The organism is Shewanella sp. 1311 (genome assembly GCF_059338235.1).
In genome coordinates this window covers 571,232-597,936 of the sequence record NZ_CM181686.1, presented here as the reverse complement: position 1 = coordinate 597,936, position 26,705 = coordinate 571,232, and the positions used below count along the sequence as shown (strand labels likewise).

Below are 26,705 nucleotides of genomic sequence, written 5' to 3'. Positions count from 1 at the left end.
TTCACTATTAGCATCACCTTAACGGCATGAGTTGCTCTCTCATTTTTTGATTAAGGTGACATGAATAAACTTCCCTTTGAGCTACCATTTGAGTTAGATACGCTGCAACAACTCATTGATACTCATCATCTTAAGTTGCAGTATCACATTCTTGCCGACATTCCATTTCGTCACGAACATTTTCCTCTCTACAGTGTTGAACTGGGCGGGGGAGATAAGCCCTGTCCGACAGTACTCTTTGTGGGCGGCGTGCATGGGGTTGAACGTATTGGCTCTCAAGTCATCTTGGCATTGCTGAACAGTTTGTTGCAGCGACTGGTGTGGGATAAACACCTACAGCAGATGTTAACGGGAGTGCGGCTAGCTTTTGTCCCAGTGGTGAATCCCGTTGGCTTATTTATGGGAACGCGAGGTAATGGCAATCAAGTGGATTTGATGCGTAACGCCCCGATAGAATCCAGCGAAAAAGTCTCCTTTATGGTGGGAGGGCAGCGGATATCGTCGCGGCTGCCTTGGTATCGCGGCATGGGGGGAATGGAGCTTGAAACCGCCGGTTTAGTTGCCTATGTACAGCAATTGCTTAGCCGCAGCACCAGTTTGATTTCCCTCGATGCTCACTCAGGCTTTGGCTTGAGTGATCATATTTGGTTCCCCTACGCCCATACGCGTACCGCCTTCGAAAATGCCAATTATATTTTTCATCTAAAACAATTATTTGAACAAAGTTATCCCCATCATGGCCATTATCGGCTCGCACCCCAGAGTCAGTTTTATCGCACCCATGGGGATATTTGGGATTACCTCTATCGCCAACATCAAGTGGCCGATCCCCATGCTCAGGTACCGTTTCTGCCTTTGACATTGGAGATGGGATCCTGGGCTTGGATAAAGAAAAACCCAAGGCAAATATTTAATTTTGCAGGTTTTTTCAATCCGCAGAAAACACATCGTCACCACAGAATTTTACGCAGGCACACAGTGCTGATGCAATTTATGATGGAAGCGGCCTACGCCCAATCGTTAGAGCAGTTAACGCCTGAACGTTTGACTGAACTCACTGAGTGCGCGCGGCAGTATTGGTATCGGGAGCCACAGTCATGACAACTTGGGTGTTATTGCGGGGATTAATGCGTGATCAGCGCCACTGGAATGGCTTCGATCAGCGACTGCGACAAAAGGGGCTGCGAGTACTGACACCGGATTTGCCAGGTAATGGGACGCTATCCCATGAACTAAGCCCACTTAAGATTGCTGACTATGCCCATGCCGTGTGGCTGCAATTGGATGAGCAGGTACAAGAAGGAGAAGCCATTTACCTTCTCGGCTTGTCTATGGGCGGTATGTTGGCGCTGGAAATGGCGCTCCAGCGGCCTTGGCAGATAAGGCATGTTTTTGTATTAAACAGCAGTGCGGCGAATTTATCGCCTTGGTATCAAAGATTTAATCCACTGAATGCATTGAAGGCGTTTTGCTTGCGGGCTCGGGGTAAAGCCTTACATCCCATCGAGTCGACAATAGTGCGTTTAACCAGTTTTCGCCATCGGCGAGATTGCGATTTAATTGCCGAATGGAGTGAATTTCGCCGTGAATCCTCGCCAACTATTCGTAACGCCTGGCGGCAACTGTGGGCGGCTTTTCAATATCAGTGTCCATTGACCGTGGAAGTGCCGATAAGTGTGCTCTGCGGTGACCGTGATGCGTTGGTGAGCATGGCATCGAGCAAAGCCTTGGCACAGCACTTTCACACGGATTTGATAGTATTAGCGTATTGCGGCCATGATGCGGCCATTGATGCCCCTGCAAAACTGGCACATTATCTGTTGGCGATTGTGGCGCCGACTAAGCCGCAAGCAGAGGTTCAAGAGGATGATGAACCTGCCCATGCGCAATATGCCCATACTCAATACAGTTGCAACGATTTACTGGAGGAAGAAATGGCCTTTAACGAGGCGATATTTTCAGTGTGGGATGAAAAAGCGCTATCCATTCTCCACAGTAAATCATCGGCAATGAACAGCGCTAAGACGGGTAACTCACTACCGATCAGGCTTTAGCCACGACGGTTTGACCTATCGGTGTTAGGCTAAGTAACGCCAATTTAAGATGCTGTATTCCAAAGGGAATACCGATAATTGTCACAAAACAGGCTAAGGCATGGACCAGGTGGCCTATGGCTAACCAGATCCCAAACAGCAAGAACCAAATAATGTTTCCCATCATGCCTAGGACACCCGTACCTAAATCATCACGACCGGTTAAGTGACGACGGCTGATTTGTTCTTGGCCAAAGGGCCAGAAGGTCATTTCACCGATAACAAAGCAGGCGCGGCCAAAGGGAATACCAATAATGCTGATAAAACACAGGATACCTGCGAGCCACCAAGCGAGTCCCATCACAAATCCACCGAGCACAAACCAAGCGATGTTGAATATTAAGCGTAATACTGCCATTGAAAACTCCTTATGTTACTTTTTTAGCCTTTATCGTTAGCTGTAATGAATGCTGTTAGCTTTGATAAGCTGAATATATACCAATGACTAAGCGAGAAACGTGCCAATTATTTGGCTATTAATAATCAATGACTTAGTTCTATCCGTTTAAGCTTCATTTGTGATTTTTACTAATTCTTCGCTAAATTGCTAATTTCTTAAGAGCAGAAGAGCAAAGGCGGCGTTACACTAGCCATTCCATCGAATGGCTTAAAAGCCTGAGTATTTAATCGTTTGAGTAGCCTGATGTTTGCAAATTCCCCCGTCGATATTTTTGCCTTTGCTGGTCGAGAAATATTTCTAAAACGTGATGATTTATTGCATCCAGCGTTTAGCGGCAATAAAGCGCGTAAATTCGGCTACTTTTTAGATCATGAGTTTGCAGGCATCAACAAGGTGATAGGTCATGGCTCACCCTTAGCAAACTCTTTGTATTCCCTATCTACATTGGCCAAGATGAAAGGCTGGCAGTGTGATTTTTATGTTGACCATATTGCCAGTCAAATAGTCAAGCATCCCACGGGGAATTACGCTGCGGCATTGGCAAATGGCGCCAATATTATCGACTTAAGTGAGTTAATGGCGCAAAAGCTGGCGTTTACTCAGTCGCAGGGTGAACCTCAGGTTTTATCTGGCCACAATGTTAGTTGTGAACCTGCTTTGCAAACGGGTAGTGCGCGACTGAGTTGCCAAGAGTATATCGAGACTCAGGTACTCGCGAATGAGCCGACGGCGCTTTTTATCCCAGAGGGCGGGCGTTGTTCCTACGCTGAATACGGGGTAAATGTATTAGCGCAAGAAATAGTGCAATTTGCGCAGGCGAATGATTTAGTCGATTTAACGGTATTTTTACCGTCGGGGACGGGGACGACGGCGTTATTTTTAAATCAGTACTTTATTCGTCAACAAACGGCGATTCGCGTTGTGACTTGCGCTGTGGTGGGCGGCGATGATTATTTACGTTTGCAATTCTCTATGCTTAATCCAAATACTCTCGAGCATCCACAGATAGTGAATGTCGGCAAAAAATATCACTTTGGTAAACTTTACCCTGAATTTTATGCCATGTGGCAGCGTGTTTGTGCCTCAGGGATTCAGTTTGAATTACTCTACGATCCCTTAGGTTTTATTGTGCTTGAGGATTATTTACAGCGTAGTGAATTAGGTCATGTGATGTATCTGCATCAAGGCGGAATATTAGGGAATGAGACCATGTTGCCGCGTTATCAGCGTAAATTTGCTGGGACATGGGACTTTTCAAAGAATAGTAATATAACCAGCGCAATAGATTAAGACCGCTTCTTTAAGACTGCAGATGGTTTCTTAAGATAGTAGATGGTTTCGCTTAAGGATTTTATAGGTACGTTGGCCTATCTTTTCGAGGTGTTTTAAATCTTTTAGACTAGGTTTTGCATCGCAAAATTGCCAATAGCTGATTTCAGCATCTAACATTTCTAGCATTTTTTTCGAACAACCTAAACATTGTCCTTGGCACAGTTGTGCTTCCGCTAAATTGAGCGGAATTGTCGCTTTGATCTGGCTTATCAAGCTTTGCATGGCGATTTGGGTATTGGGTTTTGGCATAGATGAGGTGCTGAACAGTATTCATGGGGACGAATATTAGCGGATGCTGCAGTGGAAGTCGGTGATCTAAGCTGTATTTGACTCATTTGGTTCGGCAGGTATCTGTGTGAGAGAGATACAGCCTGAACCAAATGTGTTCGTCATGATGACGTAAAAAAGGATAGCGTGTTCGTGACATTCGGCTATCAGTTTACTTAAGTGTTCGGTACTGCGAAGAGAATGGAAACCGATTAAATACACTTGAGCAAACGGGGTATTACAGTACTTATTTCTAACTTATCGTCTAATTTATTTTTTGACTTATTTGTTTGCGGACAATAACCATTTCATAAAGCTGATGGCTTCAGTACGTTTTGAAAAAGTCTGTCTGTTTTTACCTTGACGATCGGTAAAAGCAATTGAGGTCTTATTTACTGAGATTGAATCTACAGGGAAGTTCACTGTAATTTCATGTCCATTAATTTTGTATGACATATGCCACACTCCTTTTTGTTAATTCACCCATAGGTGAGATAATTGTAACTATAAAATATCCTTAGCAATTTGCGAAAGATTCGTTCTATTGAGTATCGAGGTTACCCCATCTTTGATTCATTAATCAAGAGATGCTTAATCGATAAATAATACATGCTGTCGATTATGCCAATGGACTAACTTGATTCTGCCAGTTGACCATAGCTTAATGACAATACTATGACAGTGTGGAGAACAGTAAGTTCACAGACATAACCACATGATTTTAGTGGTATCGAATGCTTGAGCTTATGGGGTTTTGCTTGTAGTAGGCTTTCTTTATGAGGACCGAACTCTGATTGCTAATAGTCAGGCTGGTTTAAAAAGGTAAACAACAAGGTGTTTCTCAAAACGACGTGCAGTATATCAATAAAAATAGCTTATGCAAGTTTAATTTTTATTCAATGTGATTATTTGTTGATTGATGTTGAGTTAACGTGAATTGTTTCTGGCTATTCATTTGATTTAAAGCATAAAGCTCGGTATGGGGCATATTCTTATCTTGTATTTAGCGGCAATGCTGAGTGTCCATATTGCGGCTTTTTAGGCGAAAAGGATGTGGCTACTGTTAGCCAATTGAATTAAAAATTATAGCAAACTGAATAAAAATTCATGCAAATAGAATAAAAAATCCCATTGAAATAGATTATCTCAATGGGATTAATGGCTTATTTCGTAACTGATAATTTAGCAACTGAAGATTCAGTAACTGAAAATTTAGCAACGGATTCATCTAAACAAATTGAATAAATAAGTCACGCTACAGCACAGGCAGTAGGCTTAATAAATCAGTTCTCCTATGGGGTTAAGCAGCTTGCTTAGGCCTTTGGTAAAATGCAGCGGCGCATCTAACACTGTGTAGCATAAGCAACCGTCAACGGTTTTAGGTGAGTGGTGATGTTGGCTATCGAGCACAATAAAATCACCTGGCACATAGTCACCGTTAAGATCCGAAAACGCTCCCGCTAACAATAGGGTTAACTCATAGCCCTTATGGGTATGTTGGGGGATTTCACCTTGCGCATCTATGTGCAATAAGCTCGCGCGCGTGTTCATTTCATCGACATCAAAACGCATACGACTGACTTTGCCTAAGATTTGCCAAGGACGGGCCAAATGCTGGCGAAATACCGATGGCACTGTGTAATGCTGTTGTTTTACTTGAACATCCAGAGGAGCATTATTAGGCACCTCCGTTGCCGCAGGCTGGGCCATGATTTGCGCCAGCATAGTGTCAATATCCATTACAGGCACTTGAGTGGCTTGAGTGTTTCCAGCATCAATATGCGCAGTGTGAATCGACTCTTGGTCTATATGCTTTGCAGCATGAGCGCCATCTGGATTTAATGCCGAATTGGCGGCTTGCTCGGTTATCAGGGCAAGTTGCTCACGACACGTCTCACATAATGCGCAATGTGCTGATACCGCGATGGCCATAGATAAAGGTAAGACCCCATTCGCATGGCTCACGAGTAATTCATGTTGGGGATGATGCTTAATCATTTTGTGTCTCCAAGAAACTTTTCAACTTTTCTAGCCCGAGTCTTAATCGTGACTTTATGGTGCCTATTGGTACCTTGAGGGCATCGGCTAGCTCTTGTTGAGTGAGTTCTTGCATGTAGATACCTTGCACGACTTGTCGTTGTGCGAGGGGAAGGGCATCAAGATGTTGGAGGAGTTTCGCCGTCAATTTATGATCAGTGAGTGTGTCTTGAGCCATGGTCGCATCGCACAGCGGCCAAATATCATCGCCAAAGGTATCTTCTTTATTGTGTTGTACTCGTCTCAGCATATCGAAACACTGATTACGCATTATGGTAAATACCCAAGTCGTCACTGAGCCTTTCTCTGCATTGTACAGATGGGCCTTAGTCCACACGCTGGTCATGGTTTCTTGAACTAAATCCATGGCTAAGCCTTGTTGATTCAGTCTTTGTAAACCAAAGGCGCGGATCTTGGGCATAAAATGCTGGAATAAATGCCCAAAGGCGGCTCTGTCCCGTTTGTCAGCTACTTGTAGCATAAACGTGATCAAAGTATCCGCTTGAGGCTCGCAGGTTTTGAGAGCGGGAATGTCGTTATCCATAGCCGAATGAGTCAGAGACGTGATAGGGCCATGATACCGATTTTGCCTGCTTTGTGATTGAATATTTTCCATTATTTTCGCTCTTATCCCAGTCGTTAGTGCTAAGTTTGAGATCAGTAACGACAAAATTGAGAGGCTTGTTTCACTTCTGAGCCCAGTTTTACTGTCAAACTGTCAATCAATACGGAGTGGCTTAAATAAAGGATCATTCACAGGATTATTTTATCACGGCCCGCAATAGGTCTCGGGTCATAATATGATCTAAGGTATTAATGCAGTTGTACTTTTCTGAGGCTTGCACGGGCAATATTTCTAGCCAGCGTTGGCAGACCCAAGCAATGTCTTCAAACTGTTCCGCTTGATAGTGCTTGAGATGTTGTGGATATTCCTTGAGGATATTTTGTAACATTTGGCTCAAGTAACGCTCATCGGTCGCAATACGTGTCGCAGGCCAGTTGTCGATAAAGCTAACATCACCGCGCTTTAATCCATCGTCTTCGATACTGATTTCATTGACTTTAAAGCGCTTTGAACCTTGAATGCTGATCCCTAATAGTCCATCGGGTAGGGTTTCAAAATCAATAATATGCACTAAGGTACCTATGGGCTGAATGGTTTTGCCATCCTCTTCGAGCATACATAAGCCAAAGCCTTCGCCTGACTTTAACGATTCGGCGACTAAACGCTTATATCTAGGTTCAAATACCCGCAGTTGTGTGTAACCTTCGGGCAATAAACAAATGGGTAGTGGAAAAAGAGGTAATTTCATCGTGGCCTCTGGTGAACTTATGTTCCTATCATTACGTACCATAGTGGCAGTTCGATCAGTAAAATTATTCAACAATAGTTTACCCATATTTAGAGGATGGCATGAAATTAAATCCATTTGAGAAAAAGCTCGTTCAGCATCCAATACGTTTTTGGCTACAAAATCATGTCGAAGCGCCTTTGCTTACGTCTATGATGCCTAAACCTATGGCCCGCTGCGAGCGTGCATTAGAAATTGGTTGTGGGTTTGGTAATGGTATTCAGTTGATCCGCGAGCATTTTGGCGCAGGACATATCACGGCCGTGGATATCGACCCTGAAATGGTCGCAGCGGCGCAATCTCGCTGGCAAGCTCGGCCACAAGGTTTGAAAGGGCTGAGTTTCTCGGTTGCCGACGCCTCTTGTCTTCCCTTTGCCGATGGCGAGTTCGATATGGTGTTTGATTTTGCCGTATTCCACCATATTCCAGATTGGCAGGCGGCCATCAAGGACGTTGCACGAGTACTGAAACCAAACGGTTACTTTGTGGTAGAGGATTTATATCGCGCTGCGATTTGTAATCCACTGAGTCGACGCCTATTTGAGCATCCACAGCAAAATCGCTTTAATCACCGCGAGTGGTTAGTTGTGTTGCGTCAAGCTGGGTTTGAGATAGTCTGCGACAGAAATGCCTTGGATCTTGCGGGCATGGTGCTTGCCCAGAAAGTGCAGCGTTAGGTGGCAGCGCCGCTGACGCAAATTGAATGTTCGTTGTGAATGGATTGAATATTCGTGCTTTTACTAATATTCATACTTATGCCAAAGCCAAATGTTTTGGCTATTTCGCCGCTTGAGCACAGACATGAGCCGACAGCGCCATTGATATTCGGGGGTTGAGTAAATCAAGTTAGCGGCATGATTTTGCGAGAGTGGTTGTAATTTTTAGATAAAATAGCACCTCGGCATGGTTCTTCATGGGAGTTTACCGCTATAATTTGAGCTAATCCGTCGCATGTGAGGAAAGGATTTTCCTCAAGAGTAGAGAAGCAGCATTATGGCAAACGTACTTGCAACCGTAGATCAGCGTACCAAACTCGTGGGTGAGAACCGCCTCGAGTTGTTGCTCTTTAGCATTAATTCCACGCAGTTATTTGCCATCAACGTCTTTAAAGTCAAAGAAGTGGTTAAGCTTCCTCCCCTTAATGCCATGCCTGGGAGTCATCCTCATATTTATGGTGTTGCTAATATTCGCGGCATTTCTATCCCTGTGATCGATTTACGTTCGGCTATTGGGTTTAAACCTGTGCCGCCAGATGATGATGCTAATATGATCATCACAGAATATAACCGCAGCGTGCAGGGCTTCTTAGTCGGCAAGGTTGAGCACATTATCAACATGACATGGAGCGATATCATGCCGCCGCCGAAAACGGCGGGGCGCAATAATTATCTGACGGCAATTACCCGCATCGAACATCAAGGCAAATCGCAATTAGTGTCGATTATCGACGTAGAGAAAGTACTGGCGGAGATCATTCACTACGATATTAGTCTTTCTGAAGGTGTGCTCGATGAAACCTTAGTCCATGAAATGCCAGGCAGAAAAATCTTGATTGTGGACGATTCATCGACTGCAAGGCGTCAGGTGCGTGAGACTTTAAGCCAACTAGGCATAGAAATCATTGAGGCTTCTGATGGCTTGCAGGCATTGAATTTATTACAAAAATGGCGTGATGAAGGTAAGCAAGTTTCCAAAGAATTGTTGATGATGATTACTGATGCCGAAATGCCCGAGATGGACGGTTACAAACTGACGTCTGAAGTCCGCGGTGATAAAGCTATGTCAGATCTATATATAACCTTGAATACTTCACTGAGCGGCAGCTTTAACCATGCCATGGTTGAAAAGGTAGGCTGTGATAAGTTTATTTCTAAGTTCCAGCCGGATTTGCTGGTGGAAGTGGTACAAGAAAGATTAAGACAAGTGATTAATCACTAAGCATCTTGAGATTCGAACTATCGGTGATTGACCTTGTGTTGGTCATCGGTAGGCTCAGCGCTTTTAATAATTGCTTTTAAATGTGGCCTGTTTATATCAGACTTTTTATATCAGCCCTTCAATTGCAACCTTTCCATCGCTTTTGTGCAAATCCCTGCCAGATTACCTTTTTATTTAACGCTCAATTACGAGGCGAATTCGGCTTCTACATCTTGTAATACTTGGCGTTTCATTTCTTTGGCGGCGGCAATATGGATGCGGGCGAGTCGTAGGGCGTAGTTGAATCTTGCTCGGCCGACGAGGCGCACCAGTTCGGCAAAAAACTGTGGATCTAAGGTGAATTGCGTCGAGTAGTACTGGATTGCAGCATTGACTGAGTTAAAGGTCACGCCATCAAATTCGAAACCTGCATTATAACCTTGGTCGTCAATTTCTTCGCCTTCTAATACCAGTGGCCAGCCGGGTGCGTTGATACGGTCGCGGGCAATCTGGTACATCATCCAAGCACTTTTCTTAAAGCCTTCAAACACTTTGCAGGAGAATTCAGACTCGGCAAGTTCTTCTTCGGTCCAATTAATCCCAATCGCGAGGTGTTTTGCATAAATGCGCATCAGTGCATCTTTGACGGCCATACGACAATCCCAAATTGAACTCAGGGTATGTTGTTTGGCTAATCGTAAGCATTCGTTGCAGGCGGGCACGGCTAACGAAGGATGTGGCGTATGTGTGTGGGCAATATATTCGAAGTGTTGATTGCTCGGTTCGCCGCAAAACCAACAGGTATGGCGTTGGTCGAAAGGAATATCGATAAGCGGGATAGCAGACATCAAGGAATGAGCACCTCAGTCCTTGATGTCACTAATGGCATATTGAAGGGATTAAACTTCTTCAACATCAACCAAATCTTTTGCTAAAACAATTGGATCAAGTTCAAGGCAATCTTCATCAGTCTGCCAATCCACACCGATCAATACACCATCGTCGTTGAGATCCGACACCCAATATTCCAGAAATTCTTCTAATGAAATAGCAACGGGTTGGTAGTCGTGCCATTCGTCGCTGCAATGGGATTTTGCAGTGGCTTCATTTGACCACAGTGGCATCACATCTGTGTCTTCAAATTCTGAAGAGTCACAAACGACCCAGCCTTCGCCAGTTTCATCCATTAGACCCCAAAGCGTCTGATGTTGTTTTACATTTTTGATAAAGCCAGCCAAAGCCGCATTGATTTCAGTCATGATAGGTCTCTTTGATGTGTGCTGTTAACTTATCCATTATACGGTAACATGCTGCGATACCAAGGGATTCTTTGTTAAGATTTTTCTTGTGTTGGATAACTGAGCAATAAGCCGGTGCCACAAGGTATTTATGGCGATAAGGATTGTGTTACGTGTCGCTATGGGTCAGGATTATTGGCAATGATAAGCCTTGATGCAGTGTGCTTTACTGTTCAAGTGTGACTCAGATAGAGGCTTTCCGTGGGGGAGAAACATGTCTTCTATACCATTGGCCGTTAAAGGTTTTTTTAATAGAACCTTTAACTCGTTATGCCAAGGCGAATATCTCTCTAGGGCAATCCCCTCTCGAAGAAGGAAGATTGTCGTGTTTAGCCACAGCAGTGTGATTACTGTGCCATTGTTGTGAAATCAAATATTGGAGTTGTTGATTTGATTAAAATTAAAGGGTTAACTTATCTGTTTGCGAGTATTGCCGCCTGTTTCAGTCTGAGTGCCTGTTCCAGCGTGCCAGCGGCGAGTGCCAGTTCCAACACTAACGCAGTCAGTTGCAACGCAAGTGGCATAGCCGCAGAAGCCAACCCAATGCCCGATATCAGTGCTAGCGTACAAGCAAATGCTGAGGCATTTCCGAGTTGTGTGACTGGGCTACAAGCGCGGGCGCGCACCGAAGGGCTGTCAGAGGCGACGATTAACTCGACCATTGCGAATTTGAAATTTGTGCCTCGGGTGATTGAGCTTGATCAGCAACAACCCGAATTCAGTCAGACATTCGATAATTATTTCAGTAAGCGCGCCACCGAATGGCGCGTTAATGAAGGCCGTCGCTTACTGAAAAAACACAGCGTTTTACTCAATCAACTAGCCAAAGAATATGGCGTGCCGCCGCAATATATCTTGTCTTTTTGGGGGCTTGAAACTAACTATGGTTCCTATAAAGGCAAGATGTCGGTATTGAATTCGCTCGCGACTTTGGCCTGTGAGCCACGCCGTAGCAATTATTTCACTATAGAATTGATGCAAGCCTTAAAGCTGAAAGAAAAGTATCAGTTTGATGATGACACTATGGTGGGATCATGGGCTGGCGCTATGGGACACACGCAATTTATGCCGTCGGCCTATGCCAAATATGCCGTTGACGGTGACGGTGATGGTAAAGCCGATTTATGGAATAGCACCACTGACGCGCTGACTTCCGCCGCGAACTTTTTACAGCACTTAGGCTGGCAGCGAAATGAACGCTGGGGCCGTGAAGTCTTATTACCAAAGGATTTTAGTTACAGCCATTTAGGGGCGAAACAGCCCTTGGCGTTATCAGAGTGGGCCGCCCTTAATGTCACGCAAGCGAATGGTCAACCTTTGCCCGCCGTTGATATTCAAGCCGCGTTGTATTTGCCAGCAGGGCATACAGGGCCTGCCTTTTTAGGCTATGAGAACTTCAATGTGATCATGCGTTGGAATCGTTCTGAGTATTATGCCATTACTGTGGGGCATCTCGCCGATCGCATTAATGGTGGGTTACCTTTGACAGTGAGCCCGCCAGAACAGCCACGCTTAAGTCGCGAGCAAGTTAAGCAATTGCAAGCAAAACTGAATGAGGCCGGATTTGATGTTGGCAAGCCAGATGGCGTGTTAGGGCGTAACTCTGTGGCAGGATTGCAAGCCTTTCAACGGAGCAAACAGTTGATTGCCGATGGCTTCCCAAGCCCAGAGGTGTTTACCGCTTTAGGACTATCACTGTAGCCACTGCCACTGTCGTTACTGTAGCCAAAGAGCGCTCGCTGCGGGTTTTGAGCGCTTTTAGGCCGGATAAAAAAGTGGAGTGAAAAGCTCAGTTTTGTTAAGCTCGGCCCACAATTGAAATCGAAGAAAATCAAAGGATATTCGATGAGCATTAAAGACGATATGGTTGTGCAGTTTAACTACACACTGCGTGACGAGAAAGGCGAAGTGATTGAGACGAACGAAGGTCGCGATCCGATTGCCTATTTACACGGTCATGACAACATGATGCCTGGTGTAGAAAACGCGATTAATGGTAAAGCCATCGGTGAAAAATTCACTGTGACTTTACCAGCTGCCGAAACATACGGTGAGCGCGTAGCGGATGCTGATGCGCACCAACGTGTGTCGGTTAAGCACTTATTAGGCGCGACTGCGTGGAAACCGGGTATGACTGCAGTGGTCAATACTGACCAAGGTCAACGCCAAGTGACTATCGTTAAAGTGGGTAAGTTTATGGCGACTGTGGATGTCAACCATCCATTAGCGGGCCGCGAACTGACATTTGATATCGAAGTCGTTGGTGCCCGTGACGCGAGTGATGAAGAAATCGCCCACGGCCATGCCCATGGCGCTGGTGGTCATCACCACTAATTTTCAGGCTTCGGACTCGGCTTTGAACTTGGCTTTTATCTGACTCAATGTGAGATGAATATAAGTTCAGAATAAGTTGAATGAATCGAGGCTAAAGATTAAATAGCAAAAGCCCAAACTTAGGTTTGGGCTTTTTTGTTTTTATGGTGCTAATGGCTTAATAGTTAGCGCAACTGCAAATGGCACTTCATCTCGCTAATGGCTCTTTATCTGGCTAATGGCTATGTTCATGCTCGAGTGGTTTGTCGGCAAACATCATATCTAGGCTTGATTGGGTTTGTGGATGATAACCGCTGCGAGCCTTAAGATAGACACTCTTGGCCCAGTCGTACTGATCTGTGCTTGCAAGCTTTTGATATAACGGCACGATTAAGCGCATGCGACCAATATGGGTCAAGTGCTGTTTTAATGCGGGTAATACCGTGTAATAGTCGTTGTCTAGGGCGAGTGAATACCATGCAAAAGCGATTTCACTGTTGCCTGTGCCCGTAAAATGGAACGCCTTGTCTAGCTCAGCAAGCTTGGCTTGGTCAAGATTAACTCTTGGCATTTCATTGATAAACCTTAACCACTGGTGCACTGTCCAAGTACTGGTTTTCAACTCGCTTGCGCTAAGTTTTCCGTCAAGCCAAGTTTGTCTTTGGGCATCGATATCATCGAAGGCGTGGGAATTGGGCGGCACTAAAAATGACGGCAAACCTTGACCTTCAATCCAAGTATCCACTTCGGTCTCACTGACAACATTGGGATATTTGTTTAATAGATTCAAAGATAAATACTCACGGAACTGCGCCGTGGTAATGCTTTGAAATGTAAAATGATTGAAGTAGCTTTTCACAAAAGCATCGAAGCGTTCGCGGCCAAATTTCTGCTCTAAAAAGATTAAGAACAACTGGCCTTTCACATAAGGGACACCGCTGAAGGCCTCGTCGGGTGAGCGCTTTCCAAGATCCACATGCAGCACTGAATCGCCAGGCGTGAGTTCTGCAAGCTCGGCAAGCAGCTCAGAATAGCCGATGGTTTGCTCCATCAGCGCTCGGTCGCGGCCGTAGAGATCTTCCATGATGCGGTTCTCAACATAGGTCGTAAAACCTTCATTAAGCCAGAGATCGCGCCAAGTGGCGTTGGTCACCAAGTTCCCCGACCACGAGTGAGCAAGTTCGTGGGCAATCAGACTCACTAAACTTTTGTCACCCGCGATCACCGTTGGCGTAATAAACGAAAGCCGTGGATTTTCCATCCCGCCGAAGGGGAAGCTTGGCGGCAAAATAAGCAAGTCATAACGTCCCCAACGGTAATCGCCGTAACGTTTAGCGGCGATTTTGATCATCTCCGGCGTGTCGGCAAATTCCTTGCTGGCTTTGTCGAGGATTTCTGGCTCAGCCCAAATGCCCGAGATGTTGTCTAAGGGAGCGAACTTTAAATGCCCGGCTGCAATGGCGATTAAATAAGCTGGGATCGCCTGCGGCATAGTGAATTGGGTCTGCGTGCTCGACAGGGTTTTACGATCGGCACTCATGACCACACTAATGGCTTTATCGGCAGTAATTGTTGCGCTATAGGTTTGGCGCACGGCTGGGGTATCTTGCAGTGGGATCCAGCTGCGAGCATGAATCGCCTGACTCTGACTGAACATAAAAGGTAACTGTTTACCTTGGGTTTGCTCTGGAGTTAACCATTGAATACCAGATGGATTACTCGACGTGTGATAATTGATTTTAACTTTTTGGGTATCTTCATCGGCAAGTTTGATGGTCAGCGCCGCGCCTTTTACAGCGTCCGCTTTGGCTAAGGTAAAGGGCACGCTTTGCCATTTCCCATTTCTATTCAAAGCACTCACACTGTTAATCGTCAGTTCTCGAGTATCTAAGATGAGTTGTTTCCCCGGCTTATGCCAAGCTAAATCGAGGGTGGCTTCACCGGATAAGCGGTTTTGCTTAAAATCGACGGCAAGTGCTAGCTCAACATGACTCACGCTGACTTCAGTGTAATTGGCATAGGTCAGTGCATCTAGGTTCTGCTGCGTCTGTGCTTGTACAACAGTGGCAGTCGGCTCAGCGGCTAACGTATTTGGAGCGCTATTGGCATCAGTGCTAGGAAGGAGTTGCAGCGCAAACAGAAGGGCGCTGCTCAGGACGGTACGGCGAAGTGAAAGCATTATTTAACAGCCTAATGATGGAGTATTTTAGTTCGAGTTTGGGCCGATAACAGCATCAATGCTGCTTGGTTTTCTATCGGCTCTATCTATATAGTGCAAAAGTTTACCTGATAATCCAGTGGATTTGTTATCTCACTGTTAGCTCAAATGTAATCAAATTTTAATGGCTCGTATGCCGGCAAGGAAATGCCATCGGTAAAAGACCACATGTTTGCTATGATGTCGGCGTTTTCACATAGGGCGGTTATCAAAATGGTGTTAGATTTTTCGCAGGGTAAGTTAATCGTCACTGAGTTCGAAGTGCAAGTGCGACTCAATGTTGCCAGTATCGTGCTGCAAGCGAGTGCTGAGGATATCGGTTTGAGACGTCAGCCACCTATGTTAATCGCCGATGGTGGCGGTGTGCGTTGGAGCTTAGTGTTGGACTCAAATGCCCAGTTACGGGCGATTCAAGATGTGCTGGGAATGGACGCGGAATAAAGTACGCCTGCATAGTGCATAGTGCATAGTGCATAGTGCATAGTGGTTAACTTGTAGATTTATCATCAGTTTTTAGTTGATGAGTGTTTAATATCGAATTGGGGATTTTTTAGTATGTCAGTTTATCTTGAGCGTATTGTCGTTGAACCTAAGACACCCGCTACAGCCGTGGTTATTTGGTTACATGGATTAGGGGATTCGGGTGCCGGATTTGCCCCCGTAGTGCCTGCATTAGGTTTGCCTGCCGATCATGCTATCCGGTTTATTTTCCCCCATGCCCCGGAGCAAGCCGTGACCATCAATGGCGGCTACGTCATGCGCGCTTGGTACGATATTAAAAGCATGGATTTGCACGACAGAGCTGATATGCAAGGCGTGCTTGAGTCGGAGAAAAGGGTTGCTGCATTAATTAACGAACAAATCGCGGCGGGTATTGCGAGCGAGCGTATCGTATTAGCAGGATTCAGTCAGGGCGGAGTTATGAGTTTATTCTCTGGAGTACGTTTCCCCGAGCAACTTGCAGGGATTATGGCACTGTCTTGCTATTTACCGACGGGCGATATATTACCCGCTGAATTAAGCGCAGCGAATCGCAATACACCCATATTACAGCAACATGGTCTACAGGATGATGTAGTGCCATTATCCGCTGGAACATTAGCCAAAGAAGCCTTAATTACGGGCGGTTATAATGTTGTGTGGCAGACTTATCCTATGCCGCATTCAGTGATCCCTGCGCAGTTAAACGAGATTTCTAAGTGGTTATTACAGCGATTTGAAATGTAGAAAAGTCTAATTGCTGATAAAAACAGCATGCGGTAAATTGAAAATTGCCCATGCTTGTTTTTTTATGGGAACAATCACTGTTTTCTGTATTTTTTTCTAAGTCATTTATACTGAACGATTTAAATTAATTTATTTCATTTTTATTTTTAATTCTCTAAATATATAGAAATCAGTCATTCAGCTTATTTTTTATATGAAACAAATCTGTCTTAAAACGCCCGCGAATTCCCCTATAAATGTCAAGTTTTTAATAAAAATGACACAATTTATCTTTATTCTTTGTTATTATCCGTGACGCTGAACTTGATGGAGTTCACGGCAATCTTTCTATGATAAAATAATTAAAATCAAGGGGTTGATGTAATGAGACATATGCTTATTAAAGGACTAGTTGCAACTGCTGTTGTCGCTGCGCTTACGGGTTGTAATAATAGTGATGACGATAAAGTCCCAACAACGTGTGCTGAAGCGGGAAGCGCTTGCACAACATTTACCGTTTTACACACCAATGATAACCACGGCCGCTTCTGGGAAAACAGTGACGGTGAATATGGTATGGCTGCACGTAAAACCTTAATTGACAGCATTCGTGCTGAAGTCAGTAAAAACGGTGGGCAAACATTACTGCTGTCTGGTGGCGATATTAATACCGGCGTACCAGAATCGGATCTACAAGATGCGATCCCAGATTTCACGGGTATGAATAAAATTGGTTACGACGCTATGGCTGTCGGTAACCATGAGTTTGATAATCCATTATCCGTTGTTGATATGCAGCGCCGTCTTGCAGAATTCCCTATGTTAGCGGCGAACATTTACCGTAGAGATGTGGATGGCAATCCGGGGGAACGTTACTTTGATGCTTATAAGGTATTCGATATAAACGGTCTAAAAGTCGCGGTAATTGGCTTAACGACCGAAGATACGGCTAAGATTGGTAATCCAGAATTCATTAGTGGCCTGAAGTTCACCGATCCAAAGACTGAAGTCGCTAAAGTGATTAAAGAAATTAAAGACGCCAAAGCGGCCGATATTATTTTCGCTACCACGCACATGGGTCATTATGCTGACGGCCATAACGGTAGTAATGCCCCTGGTGATGTGGCTATGGCTCGCGCACTGAAAGAAGGCGATTTGCAAGTGGTTATTGGTGGTCATTCACAAAACCCAGTGTGTATGGAACCAGGTACTGACAACAAAGCTTACGCTGACTTCAAACCAGGCGATGAGTGTGCTCCAGATAAACAAAATGGTACTTGGATCATGCAAGCCCATGAATGGGGTAAATATGTTGGCCGTGCAGATTTTGAATACTTTAACGGTGAACTTCATTTAGCAAGCTACAAGCTTGTGCCTGTGAATATGCGTAAATTGGATGACGCAGGCAAGAAGACAGCTGATTTAGCTGGTACTAAGATTGAACCTGATGCTGAGTTAAAAGAGCTGCTGTCTTACTACCAAGAGAAAGGTCAAGCTAAGTTAGACGAAGTCATAGCAACAACGGATGCCCTGTTAGATGGCGAGCGTGCAAACGTGCGTAATAAGCAAACTAACTTAGGCCGTATGTTAGCGATGGCACAAAGTGATAAAGTCAAAGCCGATTTTGGCGTGATGAACTCGGGCGGTGTACGTGCCTCTATTCAGCCTGGCAATATCACTTACCGTGATGTGCTGACTGTTCAGCCATTCGGTAATATGGTGACTCTGAACGAAATGACAGGCACTGAAGTTGCGGCTTATTTAGGCGCAGTAGCTAGTCTTCAAATTGGTTCTGGTGGTTATGCACAAATCACGGGCGTGAAAATGACCATTGACTGTACGGCTAAGACTGCCAATATCAGTGTGATTAATGGTGAGAACTTCAGCCCAACAGGAACTTATAAGTTCACTGTACCTAGCTTTAACGCTGCAGGTGGTGACGGTTATCCTAAGCTAGAAAGCCCAATTCAAACGGGTTTTGTTGATGCTGATTTACTCTATTCTTTCTTGAAAGAGAAACAAGCGATTAAAGCTGCTGACTACAGTCCGATAGGCGATATCGTTTATGAAAACTCAAACAGTGTTGAAGGTTGTCAACTTTAAGTAATCAATCACTACTCAGTGTTTAAATATAAATGCCACTCAATTGAGTGGCATTTTTTATTACTAATTAATATTAAATTAAGTGTAAATTAATATTCAGCGTTTTATTTTTGATACATTTTGATTCATCTGTGACCTTTAGTTTCTCATGGTAGTTTTAGTTAACAATTGGATTTTATTGTATCAAGTTGCTTATTTAATGTATTTAACTAGTAAAAATCCCTTAACTGCATGATGCATATCCATTATTCTATATCACAATTTTAGGTATTATGTCTTTATCGTGTATCAATTTGTTTTATTTTTGAATTAACTTGTTTTAATGGTTGACTTAAATGTTGCGCATTAACATTATTCCTACAGCGAAATAGAGTTCGCTGGCTAAATATAAAAATAACAAACAAAGGTTTTGTTTACCTCAAGGAGAGATTAATGCGCTATTTAAGTTTAACGGCCAAAGCCGTTCGTGCTAGTTTAATTACAGTGGCGACAAGCAGTGTGGTTTTTTCTGGATTAGGCTTTTCTGCAATGGGAAATGCAGCAGAAGAAAATACGAAAGTTGAACGCATTGAAGTAACGGGTTCTCGTATTAAACAAGTTGATATGGAAACTGTTTCACCCGTGACAGTCATTAATGCCGCGGATATTGCCATGACAGGTGAAAAGACCGTTGCTGACGTATTGAATAACTCTGCGATAAACAGCTTTGGTTCTTGGCGTGGTATTTCAGGTTATGGCTCTGGTGCAAGCTCAACCAGCAATGTCAATTTACGTGGTCTAGGATCGTCTGCGACCTTAGTGTTATTAGACGGACGCCGTATGCCAGGGACGAGTTCGAGCTCTGGCTCAGTGGCAGATACATCTTCTATCCCTATGGCTATTGTTGAGCGTATTGAAATCCTGCGGGATGGCGCTTCAGCAGTCTATGGTTCCGATGCGGTTGCGGGCGTGATAAACATTATCACTAAGAAAGAGTTTGAAGGGTTTCAACTCGATTACAGTACAGAGCAACCAAGCGTAGAAGGGGGCGATGCTAACCGTTTATCGCTTGCAACTGGCTTTAATACCGATAAAGGCAATATCACTCTCACCTATGAATATTATGATACAAAAGCGGTAATGGACCGTGATATTTGGCGAATGGATGATTCAAGTTATAACGCCTATAGCGGATATAGCTCAGTACCAAACGGTAAATATGGACCAGGCAATGGTAGCTGGTATAGTAATTCAGATATATGTGAAAAAACGGAAAATACCATAGACTCAGGTGATGGTCGTTGTTTATATAATCATGGTAATGTCACTAAGTTATTTGGCGATCAAACCCGTAATTCGCTGTTATCTAATTTCTCCTATGAGATTTCAGAAAATATAAAATTCCGAGGCCGAGCTTCTGCTTCATTAGCTGAAACTGAAACCCGTTATGCCGGTACGCCAGTATCAACTAATACCCCTGTGATGAGTGCCGATAATAAGTACAACCCAGTTGGCGAAGAATTAGTGATTTCTATGCGAGGCGCGCAACTTGGCGAGCGAGATACATTAACTGAAACCAACAATTTTGATATTCTTGGTGGCTTTGTTGGCACGATAGATTCAGGTAATGGTATCGACTGGGAATTAAATGCCCAGCATGCGACCTCAACAACAAACAGTTTTAACTACAATTTACTTAATGACGATATTATTCAGCAAGAAATTGATTCGGAGCAATATGATATTTTCAATACCTCCGGCATGAGTTATGAGCAGTGGGACCAACAGATGACAGATCTGTATCGCAAAGCTGCACATACTGGGGTTTATCAGGGTAAATTTGAAAGTACTCAATTGGATGGTCTTGCTTCGACCTTACTGCTCGATGACGGTAATTTTTCGGTCGCTATGGTCGGCGGTCTTGAATATGAAATGATCAAGTTTAAGCAAACCAGTGATCCAGAATCGGCCGCGGGTATTATCTCCGGCGGTTCGGGTGGTGATGATGTGGATGCCACGCGTGACCGTAGCGCCGCTTATTTGGAACTCCAAGTTGGCTTACCTGCCAACGTTGAGTTCTCTGCCGCAGTACGTTATGAGCGCTATGAGCAGGAAGGAACTCTCACAGGGCCTCAAGGGGAGGTGGTTAACTCATCGACCTTCGATGCCGTGGTGCCTAAGTTTGGTTTAAGCTGGCGTCCTATAGACACGCTATTACTGCGTGCTAGCTATGGTGACTCATTCCGCGCGCCGAATATGAGTGAAATGTTCTCGTCTCAATCTTTGAGTTTTGAGAAGAGCGTTGACTCTTTATGGTGTAATGAACCCGGTAATGTGGATGCCATATATTGCGCCACCAATAACCAACATAAAACTTGGTTTGGTGGTAATCCAAACTTAGAGGCTGAAGAGGGTAACTCGTTAACTTTTGGTGGCGTTTGGAATGTCACTGATGCATGGAACTTGGAGTTATCTTATTACTCAATCACCTACGACAACAAAATTGAGTCGATTGATGTAGATGATATCCTGCGCGATGAAATCAAGAATGGATCTTCTCCCTATGTGACACGTGGTCCAGATGGCAAGATTGAGTATATTGAGGCGGGAATACGTAATTTAGCCACAGTTGAGACCTCAGGTATCGATTTTGTAACGGCTTATAACTTAGAGACAGGTTTTGGTGATTTCAATTTCAAACTGGATTTGACTCACGTGCTTGATTTTAAGAAGCAGGATAATGCCGAATCAGAGATGATCGATTACGCAGGAACGACAGACTCACCCGATTGGCGCGGTAACTTTGCGACAAGTTGGAAATACGATGATTTCTCTGCCGCATGGACAGTCGTCTATATTGGTAGTCAATCAGCAAGTTATTTCAACGAGTTAGAAAAAACCGACCGTTATGTCGATTACGATAATTACTTTAAACACAATATCCAATTTGGTTATACCCATGCTTATAACGGCTCTATCACAGTAGGGGTGAATAATGTGTTTGATGCTGAAACACCAAACTATTACACCTACGCCGATTATCGCGATGTGAATGTGGGTTTATATGATGTGCTAGGTAGAACGTATTACCTGAGAATAAACCAGAAGTTTTAGGTTGTCCGCCCTCCCTGGATAACTCAAACCTCCGCTTGCGGAGGTTTTTTTGCTTATTTTTTGCCTACTTATTAGGCTGCTTACCGGATATCGAAACAGTGCTATCAATGGGTGAGGCGCAGCTCGTGGCGGTGTTCGTGTTGATAATGTTCGGCGCAGGAGGCGCAGCGTTGTTCTGTGGGATCTTGGCTTAAGCGTTCGGTTTCGATTTCCGCTTCGCAGTCGGAGCAAAGGCCGTAGAGGCCTAAGTCGAGCTGACAAAAGGCGGCATCAAGTTTATTCAGCTGGCAAAATAGCGGGTGATCGGCCAGTGGCGTTTGCGCCAATTTATCAATTAATTCTGCCAGACTCAGGCTAGCATAATGCTCCCCTATGGCTTCGAGGAACGGAGGGAGCGCGCCGATTTCTTTCCTTAGATTAGCTTCAAGCTCTGACAATTCATGTCTGATATGGGTGGTGCTCACGTAAAATCGCCTATTTCATTTGACTCTAGGCGTCCAGTCTAATAGTTCCACTACCAACGACTATGATAAAGATCAAGTATCTGCCACATTTTAGGTTTTTTCGCCGTTAAAAATCGAAAAAGTACTTCATTCCTATCGCATTATGTGTGCTATGGCGAAGTCCCTTTCATGGCTCACATTGCCGCGCATTGAATCTCGATTTCTAACGCTTATATGGCTTGTTGCCGTTCTGTGGTAGCTCACTCTTCTATGATTCGTTGCCTAAGTTTCGCTGCGCAGCTTCTAATACCGCGACGATTTCTTCTGTGGTTTTAAACACGCGCAGCTCTCTGAACAAGGTATCGGCTTCAGGGTATTGGCGATTGAGATAGGTAAACCACTGTTTGATTCGGGCGGGATAATAGTCGCTCTTGCGGCCATTGAGTTCCCTTTGGGTATAACTGAGCATCAGCCCTAAGGTTTGCGCCCAAGTGTAAGGGGGGGCGCCTGTTTTGATGGTATCGGCCAAGTTCGGCAATGAAATCGCCCCGCGGCCGATCATAATACTGTCGCAGCCGGTGACTTCGATGCAATGCTTAGCATCATCGCTGTTCCAAATCTCGCCGTTGGCGATCACCGGGATAGGCAAACGTTTGCGTACTTCTGTGATGTATTCCCAGTAGGCGGGCGGTCTGTAGCCGTCGACTTTACTGCGCGCATGGATGGCAAGCTCAGTTGCTCCGGCTTCATACACTGCGATAGCATTTTCCATGAACAGTGACTTATCTTCGTAGCCCAAACGTATTTTGGCGGTCACGGCATGTTCTTTCGGTACCGCTTGACGCATGGCTTTGACAATATCGTGCACACTCTCAGGATATTGCAGTAATACGGCGCCACCTTTGCTGCGATTAACGATTTTAGCTGGACAACCAAAGTTGGCATCGACACCGTGTGAACCGAGTTCAATCGCCCGCAGGGCATTTTCGCCCATACATTGGGGCTCTTGGCCGAGTAACTGCACTCGCACTGGCGTACCTGAAGGGGTATTGCCGTTGTTGAGTAGCTCAGGACAAAGTTTGAGAAAGACTTTTTCAGGCAGCAGTTGGTCTACCACACGCACAAATTCGGTGACGAGCAAATCGTAGGGATTGATGGTCGATAGAATGTCACGCATCAAAGCGTCTACTACGCCTTCCATTGGAGCCAAAATCACACGCACTGCTGTAAACCCATATCTATTTGCAAAGGGCGAGCATTCTACCTTATCGGCCTTAAGTTACAAAGTGGTCGAGTGAATGCGGATGAATAGGCGTCCCCATAAATAAAATCCACGCTAAACTGGTTGTCCTAGCAGGATATTTTGACCATTTCTGTGATTTAGTGATATTTTTTGCAATAGAATCGAAATAGGGCAGGTCTTTTGCAGTAAGCCAGCTACTTCTACTGTTGTTGGTCAACATTACTCAATAAACAAGAAGGGATTATTTATGAATTCAGTTAAAAAAACAGCAGTTGCAGTAGCCTTAGGTTCAGTCGTAATGAGTTCAGCTTTTGCTGTCAATGCCCAAACTAACCCGTTTGGTTTTGAAGCAATGGATGCGGGTTATCAAATTGTCGGCTCAGAAGGAAAATGTGGTGAAGCCAAATGCGGCGCGGATATGAAGAAAGCCGCCGCTGAAAAAGCCAAAGAAGGTAAATGTGGTGAAGCTAAATGTGGCGCCGAGATGAAAAAAGCGGCTGCAGATAAAGCCCATGAAGGCAAATGTGGCGAAGCGAAATGCGGTGCCGATGTGAAAAAAGCCGCGATGGCGAAAGCACACGAAGGTAAGTGTGGTGAAGCGAAATGTGGCGCGGATATGAAGAAAACCGCTGAGAAAGTTGACGCTAAAGTCGAAGCCGTTAAAAAAGAAATGAAATAAATCTGACTGCACTGATTCCCGCAGTGATGGGGGTTATTGAGTCAAAAGAGGCCAGCCCGCGCTGGTCTCTTTTGTTTTATCCTAAAGCGATGACAGCAAGCGTTCGTGAGGTTCTATGAATGATCAAAAAAATGCGGCACTGGTAGGGCTGGGTTTAAGGCGAGAAATGCTCAGTGAGTTTTGTGAATCGGTGCCAGAAGCGATTAATTTTTTTGAAGTAGCACCAGAAAACTGGATGACCTTAGGCGGTAAGTTTGGCCGTCAATTTCGTGAACTGACCGAGCAACATACTTTCTATTGCCACGGTTTGAGTTTATCGATTGGTAGCCCTGAACCCTTAGATCTCGCGTTTGTAAAAAACATCAAATCCTTTATGGATTTACACCAAATCCAAGTCTATTCCGAACACTTAAGTTATTGCTCAGGCCAAGGTCACTTATACGATCTCATGCCAATCCCTTTTACCGACGCAGCGGTAAAGCATGTGGCGGCGCGGGTGAAGCAGGTCGAAGATATTTTAGAGCGGCCACTTATTTTAGAAAATGTGTCATTTTATGCCGCCCCCAGCGCGCACATGAGCGAACTTGAATTCGTCAATGCTGTGCTGCAAGAAGCCGATTGTAAGCTGCTACTGGATGTGAACAACATCTATGTGAACTCGATAAATCATCAATACGATGCCGATACCTTTTTACAGGCCATGCCGACGGAGCGTATCGCTTATCTGCATATCGCTGGGCACTACAAGCAAGCTGAAGATCTACTCATCGACACCCATGGCGCCGCCATTAACGATCCCGTTTGGGCATTGTTGCAACGTTGCTATGCCTTACATGGGGTAAAGCCGACCTTGCTTGAGCGTGACTTTAATGTGCCGACAACCGCTGAATTGTTGCTCGAGCTAAATCAAATCCACGCTTATCAAGCGGCAGCGAACAGCTCTCACATTCAAAATAGCGCTCATGTTGTAAAGAGGATCGCCTAATGGATTTTAAGCAAGTGCAGCAATCCTTTATCGATTATATCCGCGATCCTTCTCGGCCATTGCCCGCGGATATTGATGTTCGGCACATGCAGGTTTACCGCGAGTTATTTTTCAATAATGTGCTGGGATTTGTGTCGAACGGCTTTCCCGTGCTGAAAAGTTTGTACTCTGAAGAAGAGTGGTTGGCATTAGTGCAAAGTTTTTTTAGTCAACATGATTGCCAATCGCCGATTTTTATCGACATTGCAGGCGAGTTTTTAGATTTTTTACAGCAGGAATATCAACCCACGGCGAATGATCCTGTTTTTATGCTCGAATTAGCTCACTATGAATGGCTAGAGTTGGTCGTTGCGGTCGCACAGGCGAGTGGGGATGAATCTCAACTTAGCCCAGCCCAAATTTCGACGCAGGCCTTATGTTTATCGAAGACGGCGAGGGTGGCGCAGTATCATTTTGAGGTGCAGCACATTCGTCAGGATTATCGGCCGCAGCAACAACTCGATACGCCAGTGTTTTTTTGTCTCTACCAAGATGCCGATTGTGAAGTGTGTTTCCTACAGTTAAATCCCTTAAGCGCACAGGTGCTGGCATTTCTTCAAGCTCAAAGCCAAGCGGGTTTTCAAGAGATAGTTGATTGGTTAACAATCACTTACCCTCAAATGGCGCCAGAGATTATTGCGCAAGGTTGTACTCAGTTACTCGAGCAATTAGCGGCCAAAGGTATAGTGCGCGGTCGTCAGTCTTAAGGTGGGGATTATTGCCGAAATAAATGCAATAACCCTACAGTTAGAGGGTTTTTATTGATTTGACAAACCGCTACAATGTCGGCCGTTTTGTGATCTCAATCACTGTACGATTCCTGCGCACTTATACTTGCACATACTAGAGGAGCTGTAATGAGTAGTCAGCCGTTCAAAGACCCATTTAATTTTTTGTATTTTATTGGTTTTATTTTAGTTTTACTGTTGCCGACTCTGCCAGCAAGCCTGTCTTGGTTAAAGCACTTAGGTCTAATTTAAGCGAGCGTTAATCTCGAGCGCATAGACTATTGGCCACTCTTAGAGTGGCTTTTGTTTTTCCGATAAAGGGTAAGTTAATCTATGGTATTAAAGCGCGGATTATTTTTATTGTTAGGTTTAACCGCGTTAGCCTTGGGTTTACTCGGTATTGTGCTGCCTTTGCTACCGACCGTGCCGTTTATCTTGCTTGCCGCTTTTTGCTTTGCCCGCTCCAGTGAACGTTTACACCATTGGTTGATGACTCATCCTTGGTTTGCCGATGCCTTAACCCAGTGGCAAGAGCAGCGAGCAATGCGTAAGGGGTTGAAACGCAAAGCCATGGTCGTCAGCGCGCTGAGTTTTAGTGTCAGCATTATTGTGGTGCCTTTCCTTTGGGTAAAAGGTTTGCTGCTCGTGATGGCACTCGTCTTACTCTGGTATCTCAAAGGGATCCCTGAAATAGAGGGATGATTGAGCGACACTATGGATTCAATGTGTGGCAAATTGTTTTCGCCGCGTCATGGGTGAGGGGATGTAACACAGTGCCGACAGGGTTTGATCTAAGGCACAAATTGATAACCTTTCCATCACTTGTGCGTTGTGATTGTTGCAACTAAAACTAAAGCGGCATAAGCTTTGTCCGACTTTCGACAATGCGTCCACCCAGTGTGGACGTTTTGTTTTATACCGCCAACGCTAGGTTGGTGAATTGATTAAGTAACTTATTA

26 protein-coding genes are annotated in these 26,705 nt (G+C 44.7%); 15 read left to right on the top strand and 11 right to left on the bottom strand.

All coding sequences use genetic code 11. From position 1 onward, the window contains the following. The first annotated feature begins 60 nt into the window (after positions 1 to 60). Together AC5YB3_RS02780 and AC5YB3_RS02775 are read left to right on the top strand one after the other, a co-directional pair. Positions 61 to 1,101: a M14 family zinc carboxypeptidase gene (locus tag AC5YB3_RS02780; RefSeq protein ID WP_494526512.1), complete on the top strand. Its 1,041-nt coding sequence runs from the start codon at positions 61 to 63 to the stop codon at positions 1,099 to 1,101. After that, the gene (locus AC5YB3_RS02775) at positions 1,098 to 2,054 is read left to right on the top strand and encodes an alpha/beta fold hydrolase (protein WP_012587412.1); all 957 of its coding nucleotides are present in this window, start codon (positions 1,098 to 1,100) and stop codon (positions 2,052 to 2,054) included. The genes AC5YB3_RS02780 and AC5YB3_RS02775 overlap by 4 nt, the downstream gene beginning before the upstream one ends. On the opposite strand, the gene AC5YB3_RS02770 is transcribed toward AC5YB3_RS02775, so the two are convergent. Then, on the bottom strand, positions 2,044 to 2,451 hold the full coding sequence (locus tag AC5YB3_RS02770) for a YccF domain-containing protein (protein ID WP_259561283.1): 408 nt from the start codon (positions 2,449 to 2,451) through the stop codon (positions 2,044 to 2,046). The two genes, AC5YB3_RS02775 and AC5YB3_RS02770, sit on opposite strands and share 11 nt — an antisense overlap. Positions 2,452 to 2,736: 285 nt before the next feature. On the opposite strand from AC5YB3_RS02770, the gene AC5YB3_RS02765 reads away from it, so the two are divergent. Continuing rightward, entirely contained in the window at positions 2,737 to 3,783 is a 1,047-nt protein-coding gene (locus AC5YB3_RS02765) for a pyridoxal-phosphate dependent enzyme (RefSeq protein WP_347674774.1), read from the top strand. A gap of 30 nt (positions 3,784 to 3,813) precedes the next feature. On the opposite strand, the gene AC5YB3_RS02760 is transcribed toward AC5YB3_RS02765, so the two are convergent. The 5 genes from AC5YB3_RS02760 to AC5YB3_RS02740 form a co-directional block, all read right to left on the bottom strand. Beyond that, entirely contained in the window at positions 3,814 to 4,074 is a 261-nt protein-coding gene (locus AC5YB3_RS02760; protein WP_012089509.1) for a hypothetical protein, read from the bottom strand. 300 nt (positions 4,075 to 4,374) lie between these two features. After that, entirely contained in the window at positions 4,375 to 4,548 is a 174-nt protein-coding gene (locus AC5YB3_RS02755) for a hypothetical protein (RefSeq protein ID WP_006082106.1), read from the bottom strand. An 819-nt stretch (positions 4,549 to 5,367) separates the two neighbouring features. Then, entirely contained in the window at positions 5,368 to 6,090 is a 723-nt protein-coding gene (locus AC5YB3_RS02750; protein WP_259561281.1) for a ChrR family anti-sigma-E factor, read from the bottom strand. Further along, positions 6,083 to 6,745: a sigma-70 family RNA polymerase sigma factor gene (locus AC5YB3_RS02745; protein WP_494526511.1), complete on the bottom strand. Its 663-nt coding sequence runs from the start codon at positions 6,743 to 6,745 to the stop codon at positions 6,083 to 6,085. Before AC5YB3_RS02745 ends, AC5YB3_RS02750 begins: the two co-directional genes overlap by 8 nt. Before the next feature lie 145 nt (positions 6,746 to 6,890). Beyond that, positions 6,891 to 7,442: an LON peptidase substrate-binding domain-containing protein gene (locus AC5YB3_RS02740; RefSeq protein WP_012089507.1), complete on the bottom strand. Its 552-nt coding sequence runs from the start codon at positions 7,440 to 7,442 to the stop codon at positions 6,891 to 6,893. A gap of 101 nt (positions 7,443 to 7,543) precedes the next feature. On the opposite strand from AC5YB3_RS02740, the gene AC5YB3_RS02735 reads away from it, so the two are divergent. Both AC5YB3_RS02735 and AC5YB3_RS02730 read left to right on the top strand, forming a co-directional pair. After that, positions 7,544 to 8,158, top strand: coding sequence for a class I SAM-dependent methyltransferase (locus AC5YB3_RS02735; protein WP_012089506.1), 615 nt, complete (start codon positions 7,544 to 7,546; stop codon positions 8,156 to 8,158). A 316-nt stretch (positions 8,159 to 8,474) separates the two neighbouring features. After that, the gene (locus tag AC5YB3_RS02730; protein WP_006082100.1) at positions 8,475 to 9,419 is read left to right on the top strand and encodes a chemotaxis protein CheV; all 945 of its coding nucleotides are present in this window, start codon (positions 8,475 to 8,477) and stop codon (positions 9,417 to 9,419) included. A gap of 185 nt (positions 9,420 to 9,604) precedes the next feature. Here the strand turns inward: AC5YB3_RS02730 and AC5YB3_RS02725 are convergent, their stop codons facing one another. After that, positions 9,605 to 10,246: a hypothetical protein gene (locus AC5YB3_RS02725; RefSeq protein WP_012197283.1), complete on the bottom strand. Its 642-nt coding sequence runs from the start codon at positions 10,244 to 10,246 to the stop codon at positions 9,605 to 9,607. 51 nt (positions 10,247 to 10,297) lie between these two features. Continuing rightward, a complete protein-coding gene (locus AC5YB3_RS02720; RefSeq protein ID WP_006086180.1) occupies positions 10,298 to 10,657 on the bottom strand; it encodes a DUF2750 domain-containing protein in 360 nt (119 codons plus the stop codon). 429 nt (positions 10,658 to 11,086) lie between these two features. Here AC5YB3_RS02720 and AC5YB3_RS02715 point away from each other — a divergent pair, with 429 nt between their 5' ends. Together AC5YB3_RS02715 and AC5YB3_RS02710 are read left to right on the top strand one after the other, a co-directional pair. After that, positions 11,087 to 12,397, top strand: a complete 1,311-nt coding sequence (locus tag AC5YB3_RS02715; RefSeq protein ID WP_494526510.1) for a lytic murein transglycosylase — start codon at positions 11,087 to 11,089, stop codon at positions 12,395 to 12,397. Positions 12,398 to 12,541: 144 nt separating this feature from the next. Then, positions 12,542 to 13,030, top strand: coding sequence for an FKBP-type peptidyl-prolyl cis-trans isomerase (locus tag AC5YB3_RS02710; protein WP_006082096.1), 489 nt, complete (start codon positions 12,542 to 12,544; stop codon positions 13,028 to 13,030). 214 nt (positions 13,031 to 13,244) lie between these two features. On the opposite strand, the gene AC5YB3_RS02705 is transcribed toward AC5YB3_RS02710, so the two are convergent. Next, on the bottom strand, positions 13,245 to 15,188 hold the full coding sequence (locus AC5YB3_RS02705; RefSeq protein ID WP_494526509.1) for a M1 family metallopeptidase: 1,944 nt from the start codon (positions 15,186 to 15,188) through the stop codon (positions 13,245 to 13,247). Positions 15,189 to 15,440: 252 nt separating this feature from the next. Here AC5YB3_RS02705 and AC5YB3_RS02700 point away from each other — a divergent pair, with 252 nt between their 5' ends. The 4 genes from AC5YB3_RS02700 (at position 15,441) to AC5YB3_RS02685 (ending at position 21,629) form a co-directional block, all read left to right on the top strand. Continuing rightward, the gene (locus AC5YB3_RS02700; protein ID WP_006082094.1) at positions 15,441 to 15,668 is read left to right on the top strand and encodes a DUF3389 family protein; all 228 of its coding nucleotides are present in this window, start codon (positions 15,441 to 15,443) and stop codon (positions 15,666 to 15,668) included. 114 nt (positions 15,669 to 15,782) lie between these two features. Further along, positions 15,783 to 16,454 carry an alpha/beta hydrolase gene (locus AC5YB3_RS02695; protein WP_494526508.1) on the top strand — a complete coding sequence of 224 codons (672 nt, stop codon included), beginning with the start codon at positions 15,783 to 15,785 and terminating at the stop codon, positions 16,452 to 16,454. A 363-nt stretch (positions 16,455 to 16,817) separates the two neighbouring features. Next, positions 16,818 to 18,536 carry a bifunctional UDP-sugar hydrolase/5'-nucleotidase UshA gene (gene ushA, locus AC5YB3_RS02690; protein WP_494526507.1) on the top strand — a complete coding sequence of 573 codons (1,719 nt, stop codon included), beginning with the start codon at positions 16,818 to 16,820 and terminating at the stop codon, positions 18,534 to 18,536. Between the two features lie 432 nt (positions 18,537 to 18,968). Further along, on the top strand, positions 18,969 to 21,629 hold the full coding sequence (locus tag AC5YB3_RS02685) for a TonB-dependent receptor (RefSeq protein ID WP_494526506.1): 2,661 nt from the start codon (positions 18,969 to 18,971) through the stop codon (positions 21,627 to 21,629). Between the two features lie 104 nt (positions 21,630 to 21,733). Here the strand turns inward: AC5YB3_RS02685 and AC5YB3_RS02680 are convergent, their stop codons facing one another. Together AC5YB3_RS02680 and AC5YB3_RS02675 are read right to left on the bottom strand one after the other, a co-directional pair. Beyond that, on the bottom strand, positions 21,734 to 22,093 hold the full coding sequence (locus tag AC5YB3_RS02680) for a TraR/DksA C4-type zinc finger protein (RefSeq protein ID WP_011847065.1): 360 nt from the start codon (positions 22,091 to 22,093) through the stop codon (positions 21,734 to 21,736). 247 nt (positions 22,094 to 22,340) lie between these two features. Then, on the bottom strand, positions 22,341 to 23,294 hold the full coding sequence (locus AC5YB3_RS02675) for a tRNA-dihydrouridine synthase (protein ID WP_494526505.1): 954 nt from the start codon (positions 23,292 to 23,294) through the stop codon (positions 22,341 to 22,343). Positions 23,295 to 23,562: 268 nt separating this feature from the next. Between AC5YB3_RS02675 and AC5YB3_RS02670 the strand changes: the two genes are divergently transcribed. From AC5YB3_RS02670 to AC5YB3_RS02655, 4 genes are all read left to right on the top strand, one after another. Beyond that, on the top strand, positions 23,563 to 23,994 hold the full coding sequence (locus tag AC5YB3_RS02670; RefSeq protein WP_006082089.1) for an HvfA family oxazolone/thioamide-modified RiPP metallophore: 432 nt from the start codon (positions 23,563 to 23,565) through the stop codon (positions 23,992 to 23,994). A gap of 115 nt (positions 23,995 to 24,109) precedes the next feature. Continuing rightward, positions 24,110 to 24,979: an HvfB family MNIO-type RiPP peptide maturase gene (locus AC5YB3_RS02665; protein ID WP_494526504.1), complete on the top strand. Its 870-nt coding sequence runs from the start codon at positions 24,110 to 24,112 to the stop codon at positions 24,977 to 24,979. Further along, the gene (locus AC5YB3_RS02660) at positions 24,979 to 25,725 is read left to right on the top strand and encodes an HvfC family RiPP maturation protein (protein ID WP_494526503.1); all 747 of its coding nucleotides are present in this window, start codon (positions 24,979 to 24,981) and stop codon (positions 25,723 to 25,725) included. The genes AC5YB3_RS02665 and AC5YB3_RS02660 overlap by 1 nt, the downstream gene beginning before the upstream one ends. Positions 25,726 to 26,079: 354 nt before the next feature. After that, complete coding sequence (locus AC5YB3_RS02655; RefSeq protein WP_494526502.1) at positions 26,080 to 26,448, top strand: YbaN family protein; 369 nt, start codon at positions 26,080 to 26,082, stop codon at positions 26,446 to 26,448. Positions 26,449 to 26,705 lie beyond the last annotated feature (257 nt).